The sequence below is a fragment of the Butyricicoccus sp. AM05-1 genome (assembly GCF_003474415.1).
Taxonomy (GTDB): domain Bacteria; phylum Bacillota; class Clostridia; order Oscillospirales; family Butyricicoccaceae; genus Agathobaculum; species Agathobaculum butyriciproducens.
This window is the reverse complement of the sequence record NZ_QUDG01000005.1, coordinates 219,360-236,396: the sequence shown is the minus strand read 5'-3', so window position 1 is coordinate 236,396 and position 17,037 is coordinate 219,360. Positions and strand designations below refer to the sequence as shown.

Genomic DNA, 17,037 nt, shown 5'->3' with positions numbered 1-17,037 from the left:
CATAGCAACCTGAGAAGCTGCTACCGCATCAATATCCTTATACGCCGAGCAGGACAGCCCCGCCAGCGTAGCAACAGACTTGCCAACCGCCAGCTTACTGCCGCCGGCCGCGCGCCAGATCAGCGGGTTGTTGGCCATCTCCTTGCAGCGGGCGGAATCACTGAGCAGATCGTCCCAGTCGGTGAACTCGTAAAACTGGTGCATCCATGTCAGCACCGCATCATCGGCAACCGCACTGCCGAGCAGCAGCTCAAGCAGCTTGTCGCTGTTGCGGTCCGGCATGCTGATCGGCACGCCGAGCACGACCGACACGCCGCCCAGATTGGCGGCAAACTCCGCGCTCATAGTCGGGTTGGAGAGGATCGTCTCCAACCTATGCACGCCTTTGCGGTAATTCGATTTGAGTGCCGACGCATACGCCATAAAATCGCTCTGATTTGCTAACATTTATCTTTCGCCTCCATACTCTACGGCAATGTAATTGATTTTAACTGCGTCAGCTGTGGTCGTTGTGCCGCTGACCAGTGTGGTCTCTTTGTGAGACGGGTTGGTACCCGTCTCAGTACCGATATAGTAAGTTCCGGTCTGCAAGGTACGCAGGCAGTACAAAAATCCCTCGGCGGTGATGTCCTTAATCAGCACCACGCCGTCAAAGTCCTCGGCCTGACAGGTCACCTGCGGCACACCCTCAAACGCCTCTCTAAAATGGTAGGTGTTCCAGCCTGCCCCTGCGTTGGTGATCGTGCCGACCTCCATCTCGGTGTCCTGCAGCTCACCCACGCCGGAGTCGCTTTCGCCGCCGTTGGGGGCATCCATCGCACCGACTACGTTATCCTCCGTAAAGCCTGCAAACTGCCCTTTCTTGCCGGTCAGCTTGTCGAGCTTTTTGTCGAACAGCTCCTTGTGCGCGGTTGAACTCTTGTTATGCGTATCTACGGCGCCCTTGCCCTCGTAATTCATCGCGGGCAGCTGCGCTGCTGGCACCTTGCCGTCAGCGCCCAGACCCGCAATGCCGCCAGCCTTGCCCTTATCCGCTGCCGATACCGCGCCCAGATCAGAGGCGGTCAAGCTGCCGCCTTTCACGGTCTTCTTGACCTCGGCGGCCAGTTCCGTGGTCTTTACACGCGCTGCAACTTCGTTGTCCAGCTTGTCCCAGTTGGCGTTAAGTGCCTGTTCGATATTAAACGTGCTCGCGCCGTCCTTGTCCTTCTCATACTCAAACAGCCCGAGATTTTTTGTTGTTTTGCTCACTGTATCACTCCTCAAACGCAAAATCGCTGATGGGGTGCGACTGCAGCTCATCGACCGTCATCGCGGACACCTCGCGCACCAGCAGCCAGCGCCAGAGGAACTGCACCGCCAGATGGCACGGGATTGTGCGGTCTACCGCCTCCTTCAGTGCCGCAAGCTCAGCCGGTGCCGGGATACCGTACGCGCCGATAAACGTCAGCAGAACGACGCCCTTTGCAAAGCCGACGGAAATCTCGCCATTCTTCCAGCTGTCGCACACGCGCTGAATCAGGTCAACATCGCACTTGCCCGAGCCGCGCCACCGTGCAATCAGCGCCGTGCGGCGCTCCTCCAGCGTGCCGGTGGACGGCAGTCCGGCGTCGCGCTCCTCGATGGCAAGCGCCCACGTCATGCTGGCAGGAAACAGCTGCTGCGTAATGTCGAGCATCTGCTCGCGCTGCGTGTCGTCGAGCGACTGGATCGCGGCAAGCAGGTCGCACACCCACTTGTCCGTCCGGTACGCCACCGGCAGACTGCGCAGCATGTTGTCAAACTCAGCCATAGGTGATCGTCACCTCGCCCAGTACCGGACACTCGCGTTCCGCGATTGCAATATTCACGATGCCGCCGGACACTTTCAGCCCGGCGTAATCAATCACACCCGGCGTGTCCATGATGGCCGCGCCGATCTGTGCATAGCTGATGTAGTCCTGGGTAAAGACCGTGCCTGCCAGATAAGCCGCAACGCTCTCCTTGATGCCGGACGTCAGGATGTCCTCGGTCACGGTGTCCGATTTGGACACCGTGCAGCTGACCGTGATGGCCTTGCCGGTCGCGGCAGTGACAAAGCACTGTGCACCGATGGGCGCTTGTCCCCTACCGGCTCCCTCGCTGTCGGGGTCGATGAAGTCCTGCACCGACTTCACCAGCGCAGGCGATGCAGGCTGACCGGCGTTGTCGGCAATTACCACGTCAACCGTGTTCGCCCCCTGTACGCGCGGAAACACCTTGACATGACCGACACCGGCCACCTCAAGCGCCCACTGGGCATAGTGGTACACGTTGCCGCTCGTGGCAGGCGTGCGCAGTACGACCAGATAGCGCGCGTAATACTCGCTGTCGGATTCTTCTGCGTAACCGCCGCCGATCGGCTCAGGGTTATCACACGAGGCAATGCCCTGCACTGACACCGGCATCTGCGTCACGCTGTGCGCGGGCAGGTTACCTGCCGTACCGTCCACCGTGCAGGTGACCGGTACAGTGCCCTCGCCCTCAATGGCTACGGTCTCTGTCGCATAATACTGAACACCGCCGCCGGACTCAAACAGCGTGCCCTGCCCGACCGTGCCTGTGCCGGTGACGGTCAGGCTGCCGTGCGCAAAGGTCGCCGCCTTGCGCTCCAAGCCGGAGCGCGGATAGATGTAGCGGTCCAGCGCGCTGTCGTGCAGATTTTCGGGGTCAAGCTGCTGTTTGGCCTCGTCGATAGCCTCGTCCGTGCCCTCCATCCGCAGGCTGACTGCAGCTAAAAGGTCATACGTCGGGAAACCGATGGTCTTTTGATAGCTTTCCGGCATTGCGGACAGCATCTTGTCTAAAATCTCACTCGCTGACAAACGTCGTCACCTCCTCACTCTCTCCGGTGTGCAGGCGGACCGTGAAGCGTACCTCCACGCCGCGCCGCACGCGCGTAAACTTAAAACTGTCAAGCGACCGGATAGCCGGGCAGAACGCGGCGGTCTCTCGCACGTTGCGCTCAATCTCGGCAAAAATCCAGCCCTCCGGCACGCGCCGGTCAAGGCTGACCGCCTCCACGCCCGGCTGGGTCGTGCCACTCGTCCGGTAGATCGGGATTGATCCCGGTTTCTGGCGCAGCATCAGCTCAAGCCACTGCTTGACCGCCTCCACGCCCTGCCGCTCGACCAGAGCGCCGTCGATCAGCTGAAAACTGCCCGAGCGTCCGTCCTCATGGAACACAAACTCCGGAGAGCGCCCAATGCTCTCCGCGACCTGCGCGGGCAGCTCCTCCGGGATAACCGGAAACACATCGGCCATAGCCGACACCTCCTAAACTTACATATGCCAATCATCAGCCGCCACGCTATCCGCCAGCGTCGGTGCAGGCAGCAGCATAGCCGTCGCAAACGCGATGATCCACCCGACCGTCAGGTCGATGCGCCCGCGGCTCTTTTTCTTGGTCGGCTTGATGTTCTCGTTGTCGTCACTTACGCACCGCACGTTCAAAAAGCACTGCCGCGCGGCCGTATTATGGACGTGCAGCATCTCATGCGCGCGGATGAGCCGCTCCAGCTCCTTCATCGGCGGCGAGATGGTCCGGATACCCTGCGGAATCTCGACAACCTCGGTCACCGTGCCGGACAGTGCCTCGCGGATGCGCTGCATCACGGTCGCGCCCAGATACGGGTCAAAGCCCACCATCCTGAGGTCGTAGTCCCGCGCCGCCTGCACCACAGCGTAAGCCACATCCTCAAAGTCGATGATATCGCCCTTGCAGCCATGAAGGAAGCCTGCGCGTATCCAGTCGCGGTACGGCACATGGTCCTCGCGCTCGCGTGCCTCTATGCCGTTGAGCGGCATCCACCCGGTCGGCAGTGCCACCCAGCGGTCCAGACCCTCCTGCGGAGGGAACACGAGGACAAAGGCGGTAAGGTCGGTGCTCTTGGAGAGGTCAACGCCGCCGTAACAGGTCTTGCCGCGCAGCAACTGCACGGCCTCGCGCCAGTCCTTGCAGCCGGGCGGATTCCATTGCGTTTTGTCATAGATGGTTATCGGTATCCACCCGACAGTCGCCGTGGCGATCCACTGGTTAAGCCTGAGCCAACGGAACAGCCGCTCGGCGGCTTCGCTTTTCTTGGCGTCCGCTGCCTGAGCGCGGATGGTGGCCATCTTGAGCGTCTTGCCGAGCGACGGATTGCACCGCCGCCACAGGTCCTCGTCGTAGATGTTGAGGTCTTTCAGCTCGTCCTCGTCCTCGATCAGTCCGAGGCCGTAGATGATCGGCAGCCACCGAGGGTCATCGTAGGCTTTCTCGTCCCTCGCGCCGCGCCGCCATCGGTAGATAGCAAGCGCCTTCTCATGCACTTCCCATCCGATGGATTTGCGGTCGGGGTCGTCTCCGGCGGTGGTCAGCACAATCCACACCGGCTGACGGCGTGCGTCACCGGCACCAAACGTCATAACGTCCCACAGGTCGCGGCTCGGCTGGGCGTGCAGCTCGTCAAAGATAACGCAGCTCGGCTTGTAGCCGTGCTTGCTGTACGCCTCGCTGGACAGCACCTTGAGCCTGCTGCCGCTCGTCTCGTCGTAGATGGTCTTGGTGCTGTCCACGATGCGGCTGCGCTTTTTCAGCGCCGGACTCTGCTCTACCATATACTTGGCCGCCGCAAAGACGATGCCCGCATTGTCGCGGTCAGCCGCTACGACATACACCTCGCCATTGATCTCGCCGTCGGCAAACAGGTGGTACACACCCAGACCGGCAGCGATTTCCGACTTGCCGTTCTTCTTGGCGATCTCCAGATAGAGATACTGGTATCGCCGCAGGTAGCTGCCTGCTGGGTCGTCCTCGTCCTCGATCAGCTGACCGTAAAACTCGGTTATCATGTTGCGCTGCCAGTCCATCAGGCGCAGCGGCACGCCGCTGGAGCACGTCAGGCACTCTAAAAAATCGCAGACAAACTGCGCCTGCTCCGCGTCAAACATTCCGCTGCACCTCCTCCGTTACAGACTATCTAAAACCAGCAGCTGTGCCCCATGCAGCAGCGCCGCCGCCTGCATGCCGACCTTCCACGTTTTGCTTTTTGCCGTGGCGGTCATAATCAGGCCGGTGCTGCTGTCGAACTTAAATTCCTTGTCCGCGATCGCGAAGATCAGCTTGGGCGTCACCTGCACGACCTCTGCCCTGTACCACGGCTGCGGCTGCCCTGCCAGTGCGGCGCGGCTTGTGCCTTTGATGGCGCGCGCCAGCGCTGTATCCCATGCCATAGGCACGACTCCTTTCCACATCTTCCACAGTGTTATCCACAAGCATACAATATCTTGTGTTATCCCCACGGCGTACAGAAACCGGAAATCTCCGCATAACTGCGAGTAACACGCTTGACAGAGTTGCTGTAATTGCCCTCAACGGTTTCGCAGCTTGATGCTCCGGCAGAAATTACAATGCCGATATGACGGTCACCCTGTATCATCAGATCGCCCGCCTTAGGCTTGTAACTGCCTGCCGATTTGTACTTGCCGCGAGACTTGAAATAGCTGCTCATATCGCCAACGTAGCCGTAGCTTGTCGGGATAGGCGCACCGGACTTATACGCACACCAGCAAACAAAATAAACACACCAGGCAACACCGTTGTGACCGGCCCACTGGCCGTACTTGTTGATGTCCTTGCCGGACTCCTTGTAACCGACCTCGCCCAGTGCCGTGTTGATAAACGACACCGCGCTGCCAGAGCCGCCGCCCGAGCCGCCGATGATCGCAGAGCCGTTTTTGCGTCCCCAGCGGTTGCATTCAGCGTTCGAGGACATCAAGAGGTCGAAGTGGTACACGCCGTTCTTGATCTGGATCGCGCCGCCTCTGTCGTTGACCGTGTAGGTCATGCCGTCGAGGCTTGTGCCCGTGTCGCGCACCGTGATTTTGGTGCCAAACGGCACAGACGGCGGTGCGGCGCAGGTGTGCTTGCTTGGGTCGAGCCTGTTGCCCTGCGCGTCCAGATAACCGCCCTCCAGAGCGTTGTTGGCGGGGTAGTACGCCGTAAACAACGCCTTGACGATCGTGCCGCCCGAGCCGCCGTCACTGCCGCCGGACAGATCCGGCAGACCGAACACCTGCACCTTGTCCGTGCTGGCGGCCTTGATGGCTGCCGCGTCGGTCTTGCCCTCGGCGGCGGCTCGCACCTGCTCGAGCGCCGTGATTTCCAGCGCCATCGTGTGTCCTGCACCGCCGTAGTGATGCTCCACGCGAGTAATACGGAAGTTGCCCTTGATGCCGAACGCGGGCGAGTTGAATCGCAGTACCACGCCGCTCTGCACCTCATCACAGCCCCAAATCTCGGAGATGGAGCGGGTCTGCCCTACCTTGTCGGCATTTTTCAGCAGATTTTTCACCATCTGCCCAAGCACAGCCGTGCCGGGGTTCTCGGTCACGGTCTCTATGTGCTGCATGAAACCGTAACGCTTGATGGATGCCGCGTTGCTGGCCTGTGCGCCGATGTACGCCTTGCCGTCGTCCTCGGCGGCAATGACAACAGCGTTGTAGGTGTCCTCAATGCTGTCCTCGCCGCTCACCTGACCGAGCGCCCATGTGATGTCAAATGCGGCGATATTTTTCGCCGGCTTGTGGAATGCCTTGATAGGCGCGGTCGGCAGCGCCTCGACCTGCAGGCCGCTGTCGTCCACGCGGTGGCGGTACTGCTTGCCGGTCGCAGACGTGCAGGTGTCCAGCACATCGCTGATAATGTCAGACGGCGTGGAGCCGGTCCACAACTGCGTGATCTTGGTCGGCAGGCTGCACACCTTGCCGACTGTCACGCCCGCCTTGGCACACGCCTTGCGGATGACCTGATCGGCCGCAAGGTTGTTGACCTGCAGCACGATTTCCGACTTGTTGAGATACCAGCCGCGGTCGTAGGCCGTAACACCGCCGTCCAGCGTCACCGTGATGATAACGCCTGAAAAAACCGTTTTGCCCTGATTGGTCACGCGCACCTTGTCGCCCGGCGCAAGCGCCAGCTTAGGCGTGTACTTGTCCCACGGCGAGATAAACGTCGTAAACGTCAGCTCCGCCGCCAGTGTGTCAAGGTCATCCGTCAGCGTCATGTCGCTGGCAAATGCGGTGATGTCGCGCGGCTGTGCGCCGTCGCGGTACAGGACGAGCTTGTGCTCGTCTACATAGCCTGCCGCCATGCGGCGCACCTCCTCATGTGATAAATCGGTATTCTGTCACAGCGATAGAATACTCCAGATCGCCGTTGCGGCGCACGGTGACGTCAAAGCTGTCCACCGTCACCGGCATGTTAAGCCGGGAAGCACCCTTGCTGTCGAGCACGATCAGCCGGAACGGCACCTTCTTGTCACGCCACCGGTCGAAAAAATCGACATACGCCCAACCATCCGCAGACGCCTCAGACGGCATGAAGAAGTATCGGTGCACTGGAAGCAGCGCCGTCCACTCCATGTGCCGCAGACAAAGCGTGCCGATGCGGCGATAGTCTCGGCTCAGGCCCTCGTATGTCTCGTGGTGCTGCTCCGGCTGCGGGATCGGGAAATCCGGCGGACAGTGCGGCATGACCCAGACTTCTTCGTTGTTGTTCACGCTGAAAATAATCTTGTACACTTACCGCACCTCCTTATGTGTTGCCGAGCGCCGCAAGCACCTTGCGGCCGACGTACTCACCGACCTGTTCAGTGTACTCCCGGTTGCCGATCACGTTGCCCTGGATGGTGACGTTGACCGTCACGCTCCGACCGCCTGCCGCCTTGACAGACACGTCATGCGGGATGATCTGCGTGCCGCTCGGCAGGTTCATGATCTCACCGCCGCGCTCGTTGACACGGGTCAGGCCGCCGCGCCAATAGGGCGTACCGGTTGCCTTGCCGAGTCCCGGCAGGCTCAGCAGGCTGCTGGGTGTCGGCTTAGGTACCGTCGTAGTGGTCGAGGTCGTGGTCTTGACCGGACCGGCCGTTGTAGTCGTTTTGCTGCTGGTCTTGGTCTGGGTCGTACCTGTGGACGTGCCCGAGCGATTGCCCGTTGTGGCATTGTCTACCCACTCGATAGCGTCGCCCAGGACACCCTTGGCACCCTTGTACAAACTGCCCAGGATGGGGATGCTCTCGATCTTGTCGTTGAGCCACGACAGCTTGCTTGCTACCCATTCCAGCGCCGTCTTAGCGGCATTTTTGACCTTGTTGAACGCACCGGAAAAGGCAGTGCCAATGCGAATGCTGACGTCCTTAAACTTGTTCCAAAGGCTCTGCGCACCGGCCTTGAGCCAGTCCCAGTTTTTATACACTAATACACCAACTGCGATCAGCGCTTCCAACACCGTGATTACAAAACCTACTGGGTTAGCCCGCAAAGCAGCATTTAAGCCAGTCTGCGCTACCGTTGCTGTACTTGTCGCCGCAGCTTGTCCGCCCAGCAAACCAGTCATTGTCAGCACAGTTTTGCCAAGTCCAAGCAGTGCATTTCCACCAGAACTTACTGTTCGGTTAAACTCCGCCAACTTCACAAGGGCGAAAGCCGCCGCCAACAGCTTGACGCCAGTCTTGAGCGTTTTAGTATGCTCCTTACACCATGCCATTGAGTCACCGGCCTTTTGCAGCATATCGCCTGCCTTCTGGGCGCCGAGCTGCACACCGTTTACCAGCAGATCCGCCAGCCGTTCCAGACCGCCTTCGGCAATCCAGCTGTCGAGCTTTGCCATCAGCGTGTCCAGCTTGCCGTTAAGCCAGTCCATTGGTGACGTGTTGAACGCCTTGGAAAAATGCGAGCCGACAACATCCAGTGCCTTGGACGCACGACCGGCCAGCTCCGATCCGACCTTGCCTGCAAAGCCCTTGACCGTGGCCTTGAGCGTGTCCACCTTATCGTTGAGGGCATTCGCACTGTCCAGCGTGTCCTGCGACAGAATAACACCGGCCTTCTCGGCCTTACCGGCCAGCTCCTGCAGGGCGGCACCGCCGTCATCGACGATACCGGCAAGGCTGTCCGCACTTTTGCCAAACAGGGTCATTGCCAGCGTGTCGCGCTCGGTCTCGTTCTGCACTTTGGACAGCGCGGTCAAAGTCTCGTAAAAGACCGTCGTGCTGTTACGCAGATGACCGTTGCTGTCCTTGACCTTAATGCCGAGCTGATCCCATGCCGCAATCGTTGTCTTGCTGGTCGAGATCATGTTCTTCTTCATTTTTGCGGCAGACTTGACGATATCGTCAATCGACACGTCGATCAGGTCCGATGCGTACTGCCATTTCTGGATGTCTGCCGTCGAAAAGCCGCTCTGCTTTGCCAGAGTGTTAAGGTCATCGGCGGCGAGTGCGCTTTTGAGCGTCAGCGCCGACAGACCGGTTGCCACGGCAGTTGTACCGGCAACGATTGCCGCACCGGCTTTCTTGGCGTAGTCCTGCAAGGCTGCGACCGACTTATTTTTAAACGCCACCACGCTGCGCGTAGCGGAGATCATGCTGCTGTCGATTGCCTTGCCGGACTTCTTCGCGTTCTGGGCGGCCTTGACCAAACCGCCGGACATATTATCCCGCACCGTCAGGACGGTGTTGATAACCTTATTTTTAGCCACTATTCCGTCCCTCCTCCGGTGCATACGCGCGGCAGATGCCCTCCGCGACGATGTTTATCATATTCTCGTACCAGCGCGCCCGCCCGACTCGCAGCACCGCACGGTCTGCGTAGCTCATCTGCCGGATTTGCTCCGGCGTGATGCCTCGTGCCGCGTAAAATGCTGCAAGGTCGAGCACTGGGTCGCGCTCAATCAGTTTTTTGCCGGGTCCTCATCCTCATCACCGGCAATCAGACCGAGCCAGGCAAACAGGGATGCCGCGAGCTCATTGACCTCGCGGACATCCATCAGCACCCAGATAACGTCGTACGGGTCGGTCACGCCGAGCGCGGTGTGCAGCTCCGGGTCCTGCAATGCCGGACAGCAATCATAGATCAGCTGTGCACCGACATCCAGCATCTGCGACGGCTGCTCTCGTGCCGCCAGAAACGCCTCATAAGCGTCCAGCTGGGCGGTGTGCCCGAGCTTGACAAAATCAAGCTTCTGACCGCCGACCTCGAACTGCTTCGCCTTGGTCTTGTCGGCCTTGCGCTGCTCGGCCTTTGCCGCCAGCGCGTCCAGTAATTTCTTATCCATATACCATTTCCTCCATAAATTCGCCGGTCTCCTCGGCGGTCTCGATCCAGGTGAGCCGCAGCATGACTGCCAGCGTCTCGCCGTCTGCGTCGCAGGTGATGTCGTCCTCCGGGATGAGTACCACGCCCTGCACGGTCACGCCTTCCCGCAGAGCCGCGCGGATCGCGTCAGCGGCCGTGTTCAGCTCATCCCGCGGGCGCTTGCCGTCGGCGGAATAAAAATATATCTCGATGTCGCAGCCGGTCTCGGCGTAGTCGTCCGTGCCCATGCCGTCGGTCTGACCAACGTCAATGCGGTAACTGCGCCGCACCAGCGGAGCCTTAACATCGTCACGGATACGCCCGGCAGGCAGGTCGGCGGCCTTAAGCGCCGCGCTTACCACCGCGCCGAGCGCGTCGTCTATCTCTTTCCATCGGATCATAGCTTGTTAATCACCTCGTCCAGAGCATCCTCGGCAGCCTGCTGAAACTGCTCATCAAAGCCCTGCGCGGCCTTGTCAAAGACCTCGCGGCCCAGCTGCTTCTTTCCTCGTGTGCCGTCTCGCGCTTTTGGTGTCCATTCCTGCTCGACCAAATGGCCGATTGGGTCACCCGAATACACGCGGATACGCATCTGACCGTCCTTGGTGTACACCTTGCCGCGCTTAATGCTCTTGTGGTACTGACCGGCGGCGCGGTCATACTCTTTGCGGTGCACCGCTGTGCGGTTGACCGTTGCACGCGCCTGCTGGGCTGTCTTGCGGCGCAGCTTGCTGCCCTGATCTCGGAGCAGCTTTTTCTGCACCTTCTCCAGTTCCTTGGGCTGTGCGCCCAGCTCCTCCGCAAAGGCCATCAGCTCCGAGCAGTCAAAACCATCACGAGCCATCGCGTGTCACCTCTCCCTGCCGCAGTGTGCAGTAAATCTCCACCCAGCCGCGGCGGTTATAGATCGGCAGCCAGTACGACACATCCAGCCGCTGACCGCGGATAATAAAGTACATCTCGCGGCACAGCTCCGGCAGGCTGGCGCTCCGGCAGACCACGCGGTGCGTGATCTCGGCACGCTCAGCGTCACCGGTCAGCGTCTCCGTGCGCCCGCTTGTCGGGTTGACGGCCGCCCAGATTGTCCGGGCTTTGGTGTAGCAGTAGTCGGTCTCGCCGTTTGGCTGCTCCACCGGTGCGGCAAGCCATACCTCGGCGCGGTCGCGCAGATCACGCACCTGTGTTGCCATCGCCCGCACCTCCAAACGCACACACCAGTTTGAGCTGGTTTACCATCTGCCGCACGAGCGGCGGAACCGTAGCCAGGGCAGCGGCTGCATTGTCTGCACACTTGCCCTCGTACTGGTTCAGCACCATTGCCTGCACAATAAGGTCATACATCGCCTCGTGGCCGTCACGAGTGATACCGCACTGCGCGAGATAGCTGTCGCTCATCTCCGCAAAGCCGGTCAGCTGCGCATCGTCCTCATCGTAATCGACACGACAGTACTTCTTGATTGCATCCAGTCTCTCGGCGGTGATCATACGACCACCGCCCGGAGTTCTGCCTCAGCGATAGCGATGGCCCGCTTGCGGGCGGTGTTCAAATTGGACACCGGCTGCGGCTCTGGCTCTTGGCTCTGGCTCTGTGCAGCGATGTACGCCGCACGCAGCTTGTCCATATCAGGGACAGCTCCGCAAGCGTTGTAAATATTGTTCAGATTGAGCGGCTCGCCCGGCTGCTCCTCGCCGATGATCTCGTCGATCAGACCGGCGTCCAGCGCCGCACGGGCGCTGAGAAAGGTCTCGCGGTCCATCATGCGGCGCAGTGCGTCATGACTGGTCTTGCCGCCGACCTTGCTCTCGTACGCCGCGATAATGCTCTCGGTGATGCTCTCGAGCATCTGCACGCTCTCGCGGTGCACGCCCTGATTGCCCTCAGTGACCGTGCTCGGCAGGTGGATCATCACCTGACCGACCGGTGAGCACGCCGCCGTATCCGCACCTGCCATCACGACAGACGCGGCAGAACCGGCAAGGCTCTGCACCTCGGCGCGGGTATGTACACCCTGGCGGGACGCATTGCGCAGCAGGCTGTACATCTCAAAACCCGCAAAGACCGAGCCGCCGCCGGAGTTGATCTCCAGAACAAATTCCTCGTCTGCGGGATTTTCGGCAAGCGCCGACCGGATATCCGCCGGACAGGCCGCCGGGATACCCCACCAACGCAGGATAGGCGCGTCACTGTCGGCCACGATGTGACCGTTTAAGCTGAATCTCATGCCGCACCTCCTTACAGGGTTTCGAGAACCTCGAAGTTACCGAATTTAAAGGGAATCTCTTCCTCGGTCTTGGACTTCTTTTCAAACTTTGCGAGCGTGAACTCGTCAATCGTAATGTCGCTGTACGCTACGCGCTCCGCGCGGTTTGTGCCAGGCATGGTCTGGCTGGTGATAATGGTGATGGTCGGCATCTCTCCAGACTTATACGCCGCAGCAATCAGGCTCAGCACATCACTGTCGATCTTGAGCGTGGTCAGCGTGCCCTCGCCCGAGTAGCCGTTATATACACGGTAAGTAGCCGGATCACCGCACACGTTGATATCCTCAAAATCACCGGCAACCTTGGCCTCAACCGACTGCAGCGTGGTCAGCTTTTTGCCGTTAAACCACGCATGACCGCCGTTGCCGTGCATAATGCGATTGGGGTTAAATTCAGGCATCCTGTGCCCTCCTCTCTAAAAATGGGAAGGGCGGCAGCAGCGCCGCCCTTGGGTCAGTCCTTACGCAATGGTCAGAGATACCGCAGCAGCGGCCTCAGAATCGAACACCTGTGCATCCAGACGGGTGATCGCGCGGACCTCGGTGCTGTTGGTCTTCCATGCGTTGCCGCCGATGTCGGTCGATGCGATCTCAAGCGGCTGACGGCGGAACAAAGTAGCGTACTGGGTGAAATCACCGCAGTAGATCGGCGCCTTGCTGGTCGCGGTCTTGAGGATGCCGTTAGACACAACGGTAATGCCGCGGCCAAACAGCAGCTTGCCGGTCGAGCCGGTCGGATCAGGCTGCAGCAGCGGGCGATTATTGCCGTCCACCAGCTGGTCGAGGGCGTTAAAGCCGTCCTGATTGGTCACAAAGTGTGCCGTCGCGGAGATCGCCGGGTCGAGCGTCTTGTTAAGCGCAGTCTTCAGCACCTTTACAACGTCCGTCTCGGTCGCGGCTGCGGCGCCGGTGTCGAGCGCGGCGAGCTTTGCAACCAGCAGGTTATTTTCGGTGATGACCTGCTTCTTCGCCAGCCAGCGCGAGATGTACGCGAGCAGAGCCTCGTCGGTGTCGCGCAGCAGGTCGTTGGAGACCGGAAGGATCAGCGCATAGTCCTCGACCTTGTAGGCGATCTTGCGGAACGCCGGCTTGTCATCCTGCGGAATCTCATCCATCTCGTCAATCTTGGTAAAGCCCTTGTTCGGCGCGGTATCTACCACACGCGAGCCGGACAGGAACGATACATTCTCGACCGCAAACAGGTCGGACAGCGGCACCAGAGAGCGGCGCAGCTCGTTAATGCGGGTCTGGATGTCCTGCGGCACCAGCAGGCCGCCGTCTGCCTCGACACCCTCGGTCATGGCACCGGCGTTTTCGGCTGCCATGGCACGGCGCAGAACGTCTGCGTTGGACTCAAAGGCTGCACGCTGGCCGCGTGCCTGGGCGCGGATGCACTCCGCAAAGGCATGCACGCACTCGCGGCTGTTGACCGGCTCTGCCGCCGGAGGATCGGTGCCGCTGGTCGGTACGCCTTCCGGCTCTGCCGGTACATTCTCCTCGGCTTCCATGATTGCCTTTACGCGGGCGATCTCCGCATCTACGGCGGTGTTCTCTGCCAGCGCCGCGTCAAATGCGGTCTGATCGCCTGCCGCGTCCGCCTGTCTCATGCGGTCTACAATGCCGCGCTTCTTAGCGAGCAGGTCAAGCAGTTTCTTCTTCATAGGTCTTGCCTCCTTAATTGTTGTTGTAGGTTATCCGGTCACGCCATGGTGATCGGGAAAATCAGGTCGGTCATACTGTTGAGAATCTTAACGTCAGCGGTCAGATACACGGTGCGCTTGAAGGGATTGGCCTTCACCGTGTCATCGTCCCAGCTTTCCGCCTCCGTCTTGCCGGACGCCATCCAGGCCGCTCTCTGTGCGTCTACATCAATGCGTGCAGCGTTGGCGAAATCCGGGTCGAGGATATTCTGCTGCATGAGCTGTCTAAAGTAGCTCATATTGAGCGACGACAGCAGGAGCATCTGATTATCTCTGGTGTTGCGGTAGTTGCCGAGATAAGTACCACGGAACACGGCGGTGATATCGTCACGCATCATGTCCATGGCTTCCACGGTTTCGATAAATTTCATATCTTCCGTGCGGGTCTTGCCGTCCGTGGTGGTCATGCTGTTGATACCCTGTGCAATACGGACCGTGTTATCCTCGCCGTTGAAGAGGATAAACTTGCCCGTGCCGAGTGCCGCGTCATTATCGTCAACTTCTACGACCTCCGACAGATTGCTGCACTCGTAATTGGTGCAGCCGCGGGTAACGTTGCACACTGCAAAGATCGCCAGCAGACTCGGCAGATAGGTCACGCCGTCCTGCGTACCGCGATCATCCGTATAGGTGACGGACTCATTGACATAGTTAACAACGTGCATATCATCCGGCGCAGTAGCCAGATTGTAGCAGACCGCCTTGTAAGTCTTCTTCCGGGTATTATCCTGGGTCTTAACCCAGGCAGCCAGAGCCGCACCGTCCGCCGCATTCTGCCCTGCAACGGCAATCCATCCGGTTTTGACGGTCTTGCCGATGGCCGCCAGCGTATCCGCCAGCGCACCGGACGCATCCGCGCGGAAGATGTGCGCCTGATAGGGTGCAAAGCCCATCATGTCACAGATAGCGGCGTAATTGTCCGCCGTGTACAGGCTTTCGTCGGCCTGCGCGGCGCTCAGATCACTGTACTGCTTGTGGGTAAAGTCCTTGCTGGTTTCGTCGCGCACGATCAGGATCGCAATACCACGCTCACTGCGCTCGGCAAGGTCTCCCGCTCGCTGCTCAAAGTCGATTTCGATTTTAGGCATTGTTACTGCCATTATGGGGTCACTCCTTTCTGTTCCTCGCCGTCCGCTCCGTTGCGGCGGCGGCTCAGGTCCCGCCAGTCCTCCAGCGGGACGTAGTTAAGGCTTGCCAGACGGTCATCGCCGCCGGGTACGTCCGGCAGGTCCTCGAGTGCGCGGATATCGTCCACACTGTACGCGCCGATCTCGCGCATGGACTTGTACCATGCAGCCCGAGCTGTCCAGTCTCCGCGCAGCTCGCCCATCATGTTGCGGCGCAACTGCAGGCCGCGGCTGCACTCGCTCTCAAGCAGCAGCTTGTGCGTGTCCTCCTGCTCGTGCTCGCTGACGATTGGGCTGAGCGTGCGCTGGATATACTCAATGGCCGCCTGCGTGTTGGCGGCATAGCTCTCCTTGCCCGCGCCGAGCTTGTAAAACGGGATGTTAAACAGCCGGGCAATGTCCTCGACGCTGGCAGCCTTGCTCTCGATAAACTGCGCGTCACGGTTTGTTGCGGTCAGCGGCGTGTACTTGAGGCCGTTATCCAGCACCGCAATGCGGTAAGCGTTGTCCGCTCCGGAGTGGATGCTTTCCCACTCGGCACGGATTTTGCTCTTGATGTCCACCTTCTCGCCGCCGATGGTGGTCGACCTTGGCGAGAGGTCGGTGTCGGTGGTCAGAATGCCGCTCACCTGACCGCCGTTGCGGTAGTAATTGCTCTCATACCGCTGCGCCTGCAAGGCCGCCTCAATGGTCTCGGCGCCACGGCGCAGATAGCTGATGCCCTCAAGGCCGTCTGTGCTGAATGCCTTGTAATGCAGCACATCGGTCGGCCAGAACTTGCGGTACTCGTGCGTCTTGGGATTGATGCCGACATACCACAGCTTGGCGTTGGTGTCGAGGATCGGCAGCATATAGCCCGGTGCGATTGGCAGCAGCTCCACCGGCTGTCCCCACTTGTCGCGCAGGATGAGCGCGTAAGCGTTGCCGTACGCAATACGCCTCGACTCCATCAGCTTGTGATAGTCAAAGGCGGTCAGGGCCTCGGTCGGTCTGCCGGTCAGCAGCCGCACCGCCGGATGGTCGGGCACCCGCTCGCGGGTCTCGCCGTCCATCAGGTAGATCGGCATTTTCGCCACGCTGTCCGAGATGATCTCGATGCAGGCGTTGACGGCAGGCAGCTTCATCGCCTGCATTTCCTTGCCGCCGAACAGGGTGCTGCCGCCCGTGCTCCATCCGGTCGGGTCGTCCAGCGTCAGCGTGGTCTGACCACGAATGCGGTGTAAAATCTTATCTGCGATCATTGCTGCACCGCCTTACACGACCATCAAAATCGACAGCAAGATAGCGAGCACACCGCCCGCGATTGCGGCCAGCGGCGGCCAAATCGTGTAGAGTCCAACCATAATAACAACCACGCCGCCCAACAGCAGAGCGTCAGACAGCAGCGCGACTACGATTTTCTTCATCATTCACTTTCCTCCTCTGTCGGTGCGTCATCCTCCGGCGCGTCAACCAGATTATCCAGCAGTGCACACTCGCCTGCCGTCGCAATGCCGAGGTACGCCATCAGCGCCGCACGGCCGTAATCGTCGGTGCCGTTGTCGCGCTCCCAATATTCGGTCGCCTCGCGCCAGGTCATAGTGCGGTGCTCAGCGTTCACACCGCTCGCAATCAGGCGGATATCCTCCGCTTTGCTGATGTAGTCGATGCGTTTTTCTTTCTTTGCCATCTCTCTCACCCCTTTCCGAGCAAAAATTAAGAGCCGACGAGACAAATTGCTCGTTGGCTCTGGCTCTCAGGCTCTGGCTCTCTACCGCTTTCCCGCGTCGGCTCTGTTAAATTGATTTCCGGTGCTCTGACGGACGCGGCGGC

Annotated in this window: 23 protein-coding genes; all 23 read right to left on the bottom strand. The window is 60.0% G+C overall.

Annotation, left to right across the window (positions count from 1 at the left end; genetic code table 11):
* A partial coding sequence (locus DW088_RS09535; RefSeq protein WP_199720428.1) for a hypothetical protein occupies positions 1 to 447 on the bottom strand: 447 nt, incomplete at its 3' end.
* Positions 448 to 1,251: a hypothetical protein gene (locus DW088_RS09530; protein WP_118360524.1), complete on the bottom strand. Its 804-nt coding sequence runs from the start codon at positions 1,249 to 1,251 to the stop codon at positions 448 to 450.
* Positions 1,252 to 1,255: 4 nt separating this feature from the next.
* On the bottom strand, positions 1,256 to 1,792 hold the full coding sequence (locus DW088_RS09525) for a putative phage tail protein (RefSeq protein ID WP_118360523.1): 537 nt from the start codon (positions 1,790 to 1,792) through the stop codon (positions 1,256 to 1,258).
* Positions 1,785 to 2,843: a baseplate J/gp47 family protein gene (locus tag DW088_RS09520; protein ID WP_118360522.1), complete on the bottom strand. Its 1,059-nt coding sequence runs from the start codon at positions 2,841 to 2,843 to the stop codon at positions 1,785 to 1,787. Before DW088_RS09520 ends, DW088_RS09525 begins: the two co-directional genes overlap by 8 nt.
* Complete coding sequence (locus DW088_RS09515; RefSeq protein ID WP_118360521.1) at positions 2,830 to 3,282, bottom strand: DUF2634 domain-containing protein; 453 nt, start codon at positions 3,280 to 3,282, stop codon at positions 2,830 to 2,832. Before DW088_RS09515 ends, DW088_RS09520 begins: the two co-directional genes overlap by 14 nt.
* A gap of 18 nt (positions 3,283 to 3,300) precedes the next feature.
* On the bottom strand, positions 3,301 to 4,950 hold the full coding sequence (locus DW088_RS09510) for a terminase large subunit (protein WP_118360520.1): 1,650 nt from the start codon (positions 4,948 to 4,950) through the stop codon (positions 3,301 to 3,303).
* Positions 4,951 to 4,968: 18 nt separating this feature from the next.
* Positions 4,969 to 5,232, bottom strand: a complete 264-nt coding sequence (locus DW088_RS09505; RefSeq protein WP_118360519.1) for a hypothetical protein — start codon at positions 5,230 to 5,232, stop codon at positions 4,969 to 4,971.
* A 59-nt stretch (positions 5,233 to 5,291) separates the two neighbouring features.
* Entirely contained in the window at positions 5,292 to 7,151 is a 1,860-nt protein-coding gene (locus tag DW088_RS09500; protein ID WP_118360518.1) for an XkdQ/YqbQ family protein, read from the bottom strand.
* Positions 7,152 to 7,164: 13 nt separating this feature from the next.
* Positions 7,165 to 7,581, bottom strand: a complete 417-nt coding sequence (locus DW088_RS09495; RefSeq protein ID WP_118360517.1) for a hypothetical protein — start codon at positions 7,579 to 7,581, stop codon at positions 7,165 to 7,167.
* Between the two features lie 13 nt (positions 7,582 to 7,594).
* Complete coding sequence (locus tag DW088_RS09490; RefSeq protein WP_118360516.1) at positions 7,595 to 9,541, bottom strand: hypothetical protein; 1,947 nt, start codon at positions 9,539 to 9,541, stop codon at positions 7,595 to 7,597.
* Positions 9,534 to 9,719 carry a hypothetical protein gene (locus DW088_RS09485; RefSeq protein WP_118360515.1) on the bottom strand — a complete coding sequence of 62 codons (186 nt, stop codon included), beginning with the start codon at positions 9,717 to 9,719 and terminating at the stop codon, positions 9,534 to 9,536. The genes DW088_RS09490 and DW088_RS09485 overlap by 8 nt, the downstream gene beginning before the upstream one ends.
* A gap of 14 nt (positions 9,720 to 9,733) precedes the next feature.
* Complete coding sequence (locus DW088_RS09480; RefSeq protein ID WP_118360514.1) at positions 9,734 to 10,117, bottom strand: hypothetical protein; 384 nt, start codon at positions 10,115 to 10,117, stop codon at positions 9,734 to 9,736.
* Complete coding sequence (locus tag DW088_RS09475) at positions 10,110 to 10,538, bottom strand: hypothetical protein (protein WP_118360513.1); 429 nt, start codon at positions 10,536 to 10,538, stop codon at positions 10,110 to 10,112. The genes DW088_RS09480 and DW088_RS09475 overlap by 8 nt, the downstream gene beginning before the upstream one ends.
* A complete protein-coding gene (locus DW088_RS09470; protein ID WP_118360512.1) occupies positions 10,535 to 10,981 on the bottom strand; it encodes an HK97 gp10 family phage protein in 447 nt (148 codons plus the stop codon). The genes DW088_RS09475 and DW088_RS09470 overlap by 4 nt, the downstream gene beginning before the upstream one ends.
* Positions 10,971 to 11,327 (bottom strand): head-tail adaptor protein, encoded by a 357-nt coding sequence (locus DW088_RS09465; RefSeq protein WP_117490923.1) that lies wholly within the window; start codon positions 11,325 to 11,327, stop codon positions 10,971 to 10,973. The genes DW088_RS09470 and DW088_RS09465 overlap by 11 nt, the downstream gene beginning before the upstream one ends.
* Positions 11,308 to 11,622 (bottom strand): head-tail connector protein, encoded by a 315-nt coding sequence (locus tag DW088_RS09460; protein WP_118360511.1) that lies wholly within the window; start codon positions 11,620 to 11,622, stop codon positions 11,308 to 11,310. The genes DW088_RS09465 and DW088_RS09460 overlap by 20 nt, the downstream gene beginning before the upstream one ends.
* A complete protein-coding gene (locus DW088_RS09455) occupies positions 11,619 to 12,359 on the bottom strand; it encodes a Clp protease ClpP (RefSeq protein ID WP_118360510.1) in 741 nt (246 codons plus the stop codon). Before DW088_RS09455 ends, DW088_RS09460 begins: the two co-directional genes overlap by 4 nt.
* Before the next feature lie 11 nt (positions 12,360 to 12,370).
* Positions 12,371 to 12,799, bottom strand: coding sequence for a phage tail tube protein (locus DW088_RS09450; protein WP_118360509.1), 429 nt, complete (start codon positions 12,797 to 12,799; stop codon positions 12,371 to 12,373).
* A 60-nt stretch (positions 12,800 to 12,859) separates the two neighbouring features.
* Positions 12,860 to 14,059 carry a phage major capsid protein gene (locus DW088_RS09445; RefSeq protein WP_118360508.1) on the bottom strand — a complete coding sequence of 400 codons (1,200 nt, stop codon included), beginning with the start codon at positions 14,057 to 14,059 and terminating at the stop codon, positions 12,860 to 12,862.
* 38 nt (positions 14,060 to 14,097) lie between these two features.
* A complete protein-coding gene (locus tag DW088_RS09440; protein WP_117490913.1) occupies positions 14,098 to 15,198 on the bottom strand; it encodes a phage tail sheath C-terminal domain-containing protein in 1,101 nt (366 codons plus the stop codon).
* Positions 15,198 to 16,466, bottom strand: a complete 1,269-nt coding sequence (locus DW088_RS09435; protein ID WP_118360507.1) for a phage portal protein — start codon at positions 16,464 to 16,466, stop codon at positions 15,198 to 15,200. The genes DW088_RS09440 and DW088_RS09435 overlap by 1 nt, the downstream gene beginning before the upstream one ends.
* A 12-nt stretch (positions 16,467 to 16,478) precedes the next feature.
* On the bottom strand, positions 16,479 to 16,631 hold the full coding sequence (locus DW088_RS15885) for a hypothetical protein (protein WP_158574655.1): 153 nt from the start codon (positions 16,629 to 16,631) through the stop codon (positions 16,479 to 16,481).
* Positions 16,631 to 16,894: a hypothetical protein gene (locus DW088_RS09430; RefSeq protein WP_117490909.1), complete on the bottom strand. Its 264-nt coding sequence runs from the start codon at positions 16,892 to 16,894 to the stop codon at positions 16,631 to 16,633. Before DW088_RS09430 ends, DW088_RS15885 begins: the two co-directional genes overlap by 1 nt.
* Positions 16,895 to 17,037 lie beyond the last annotated feature (143 nt).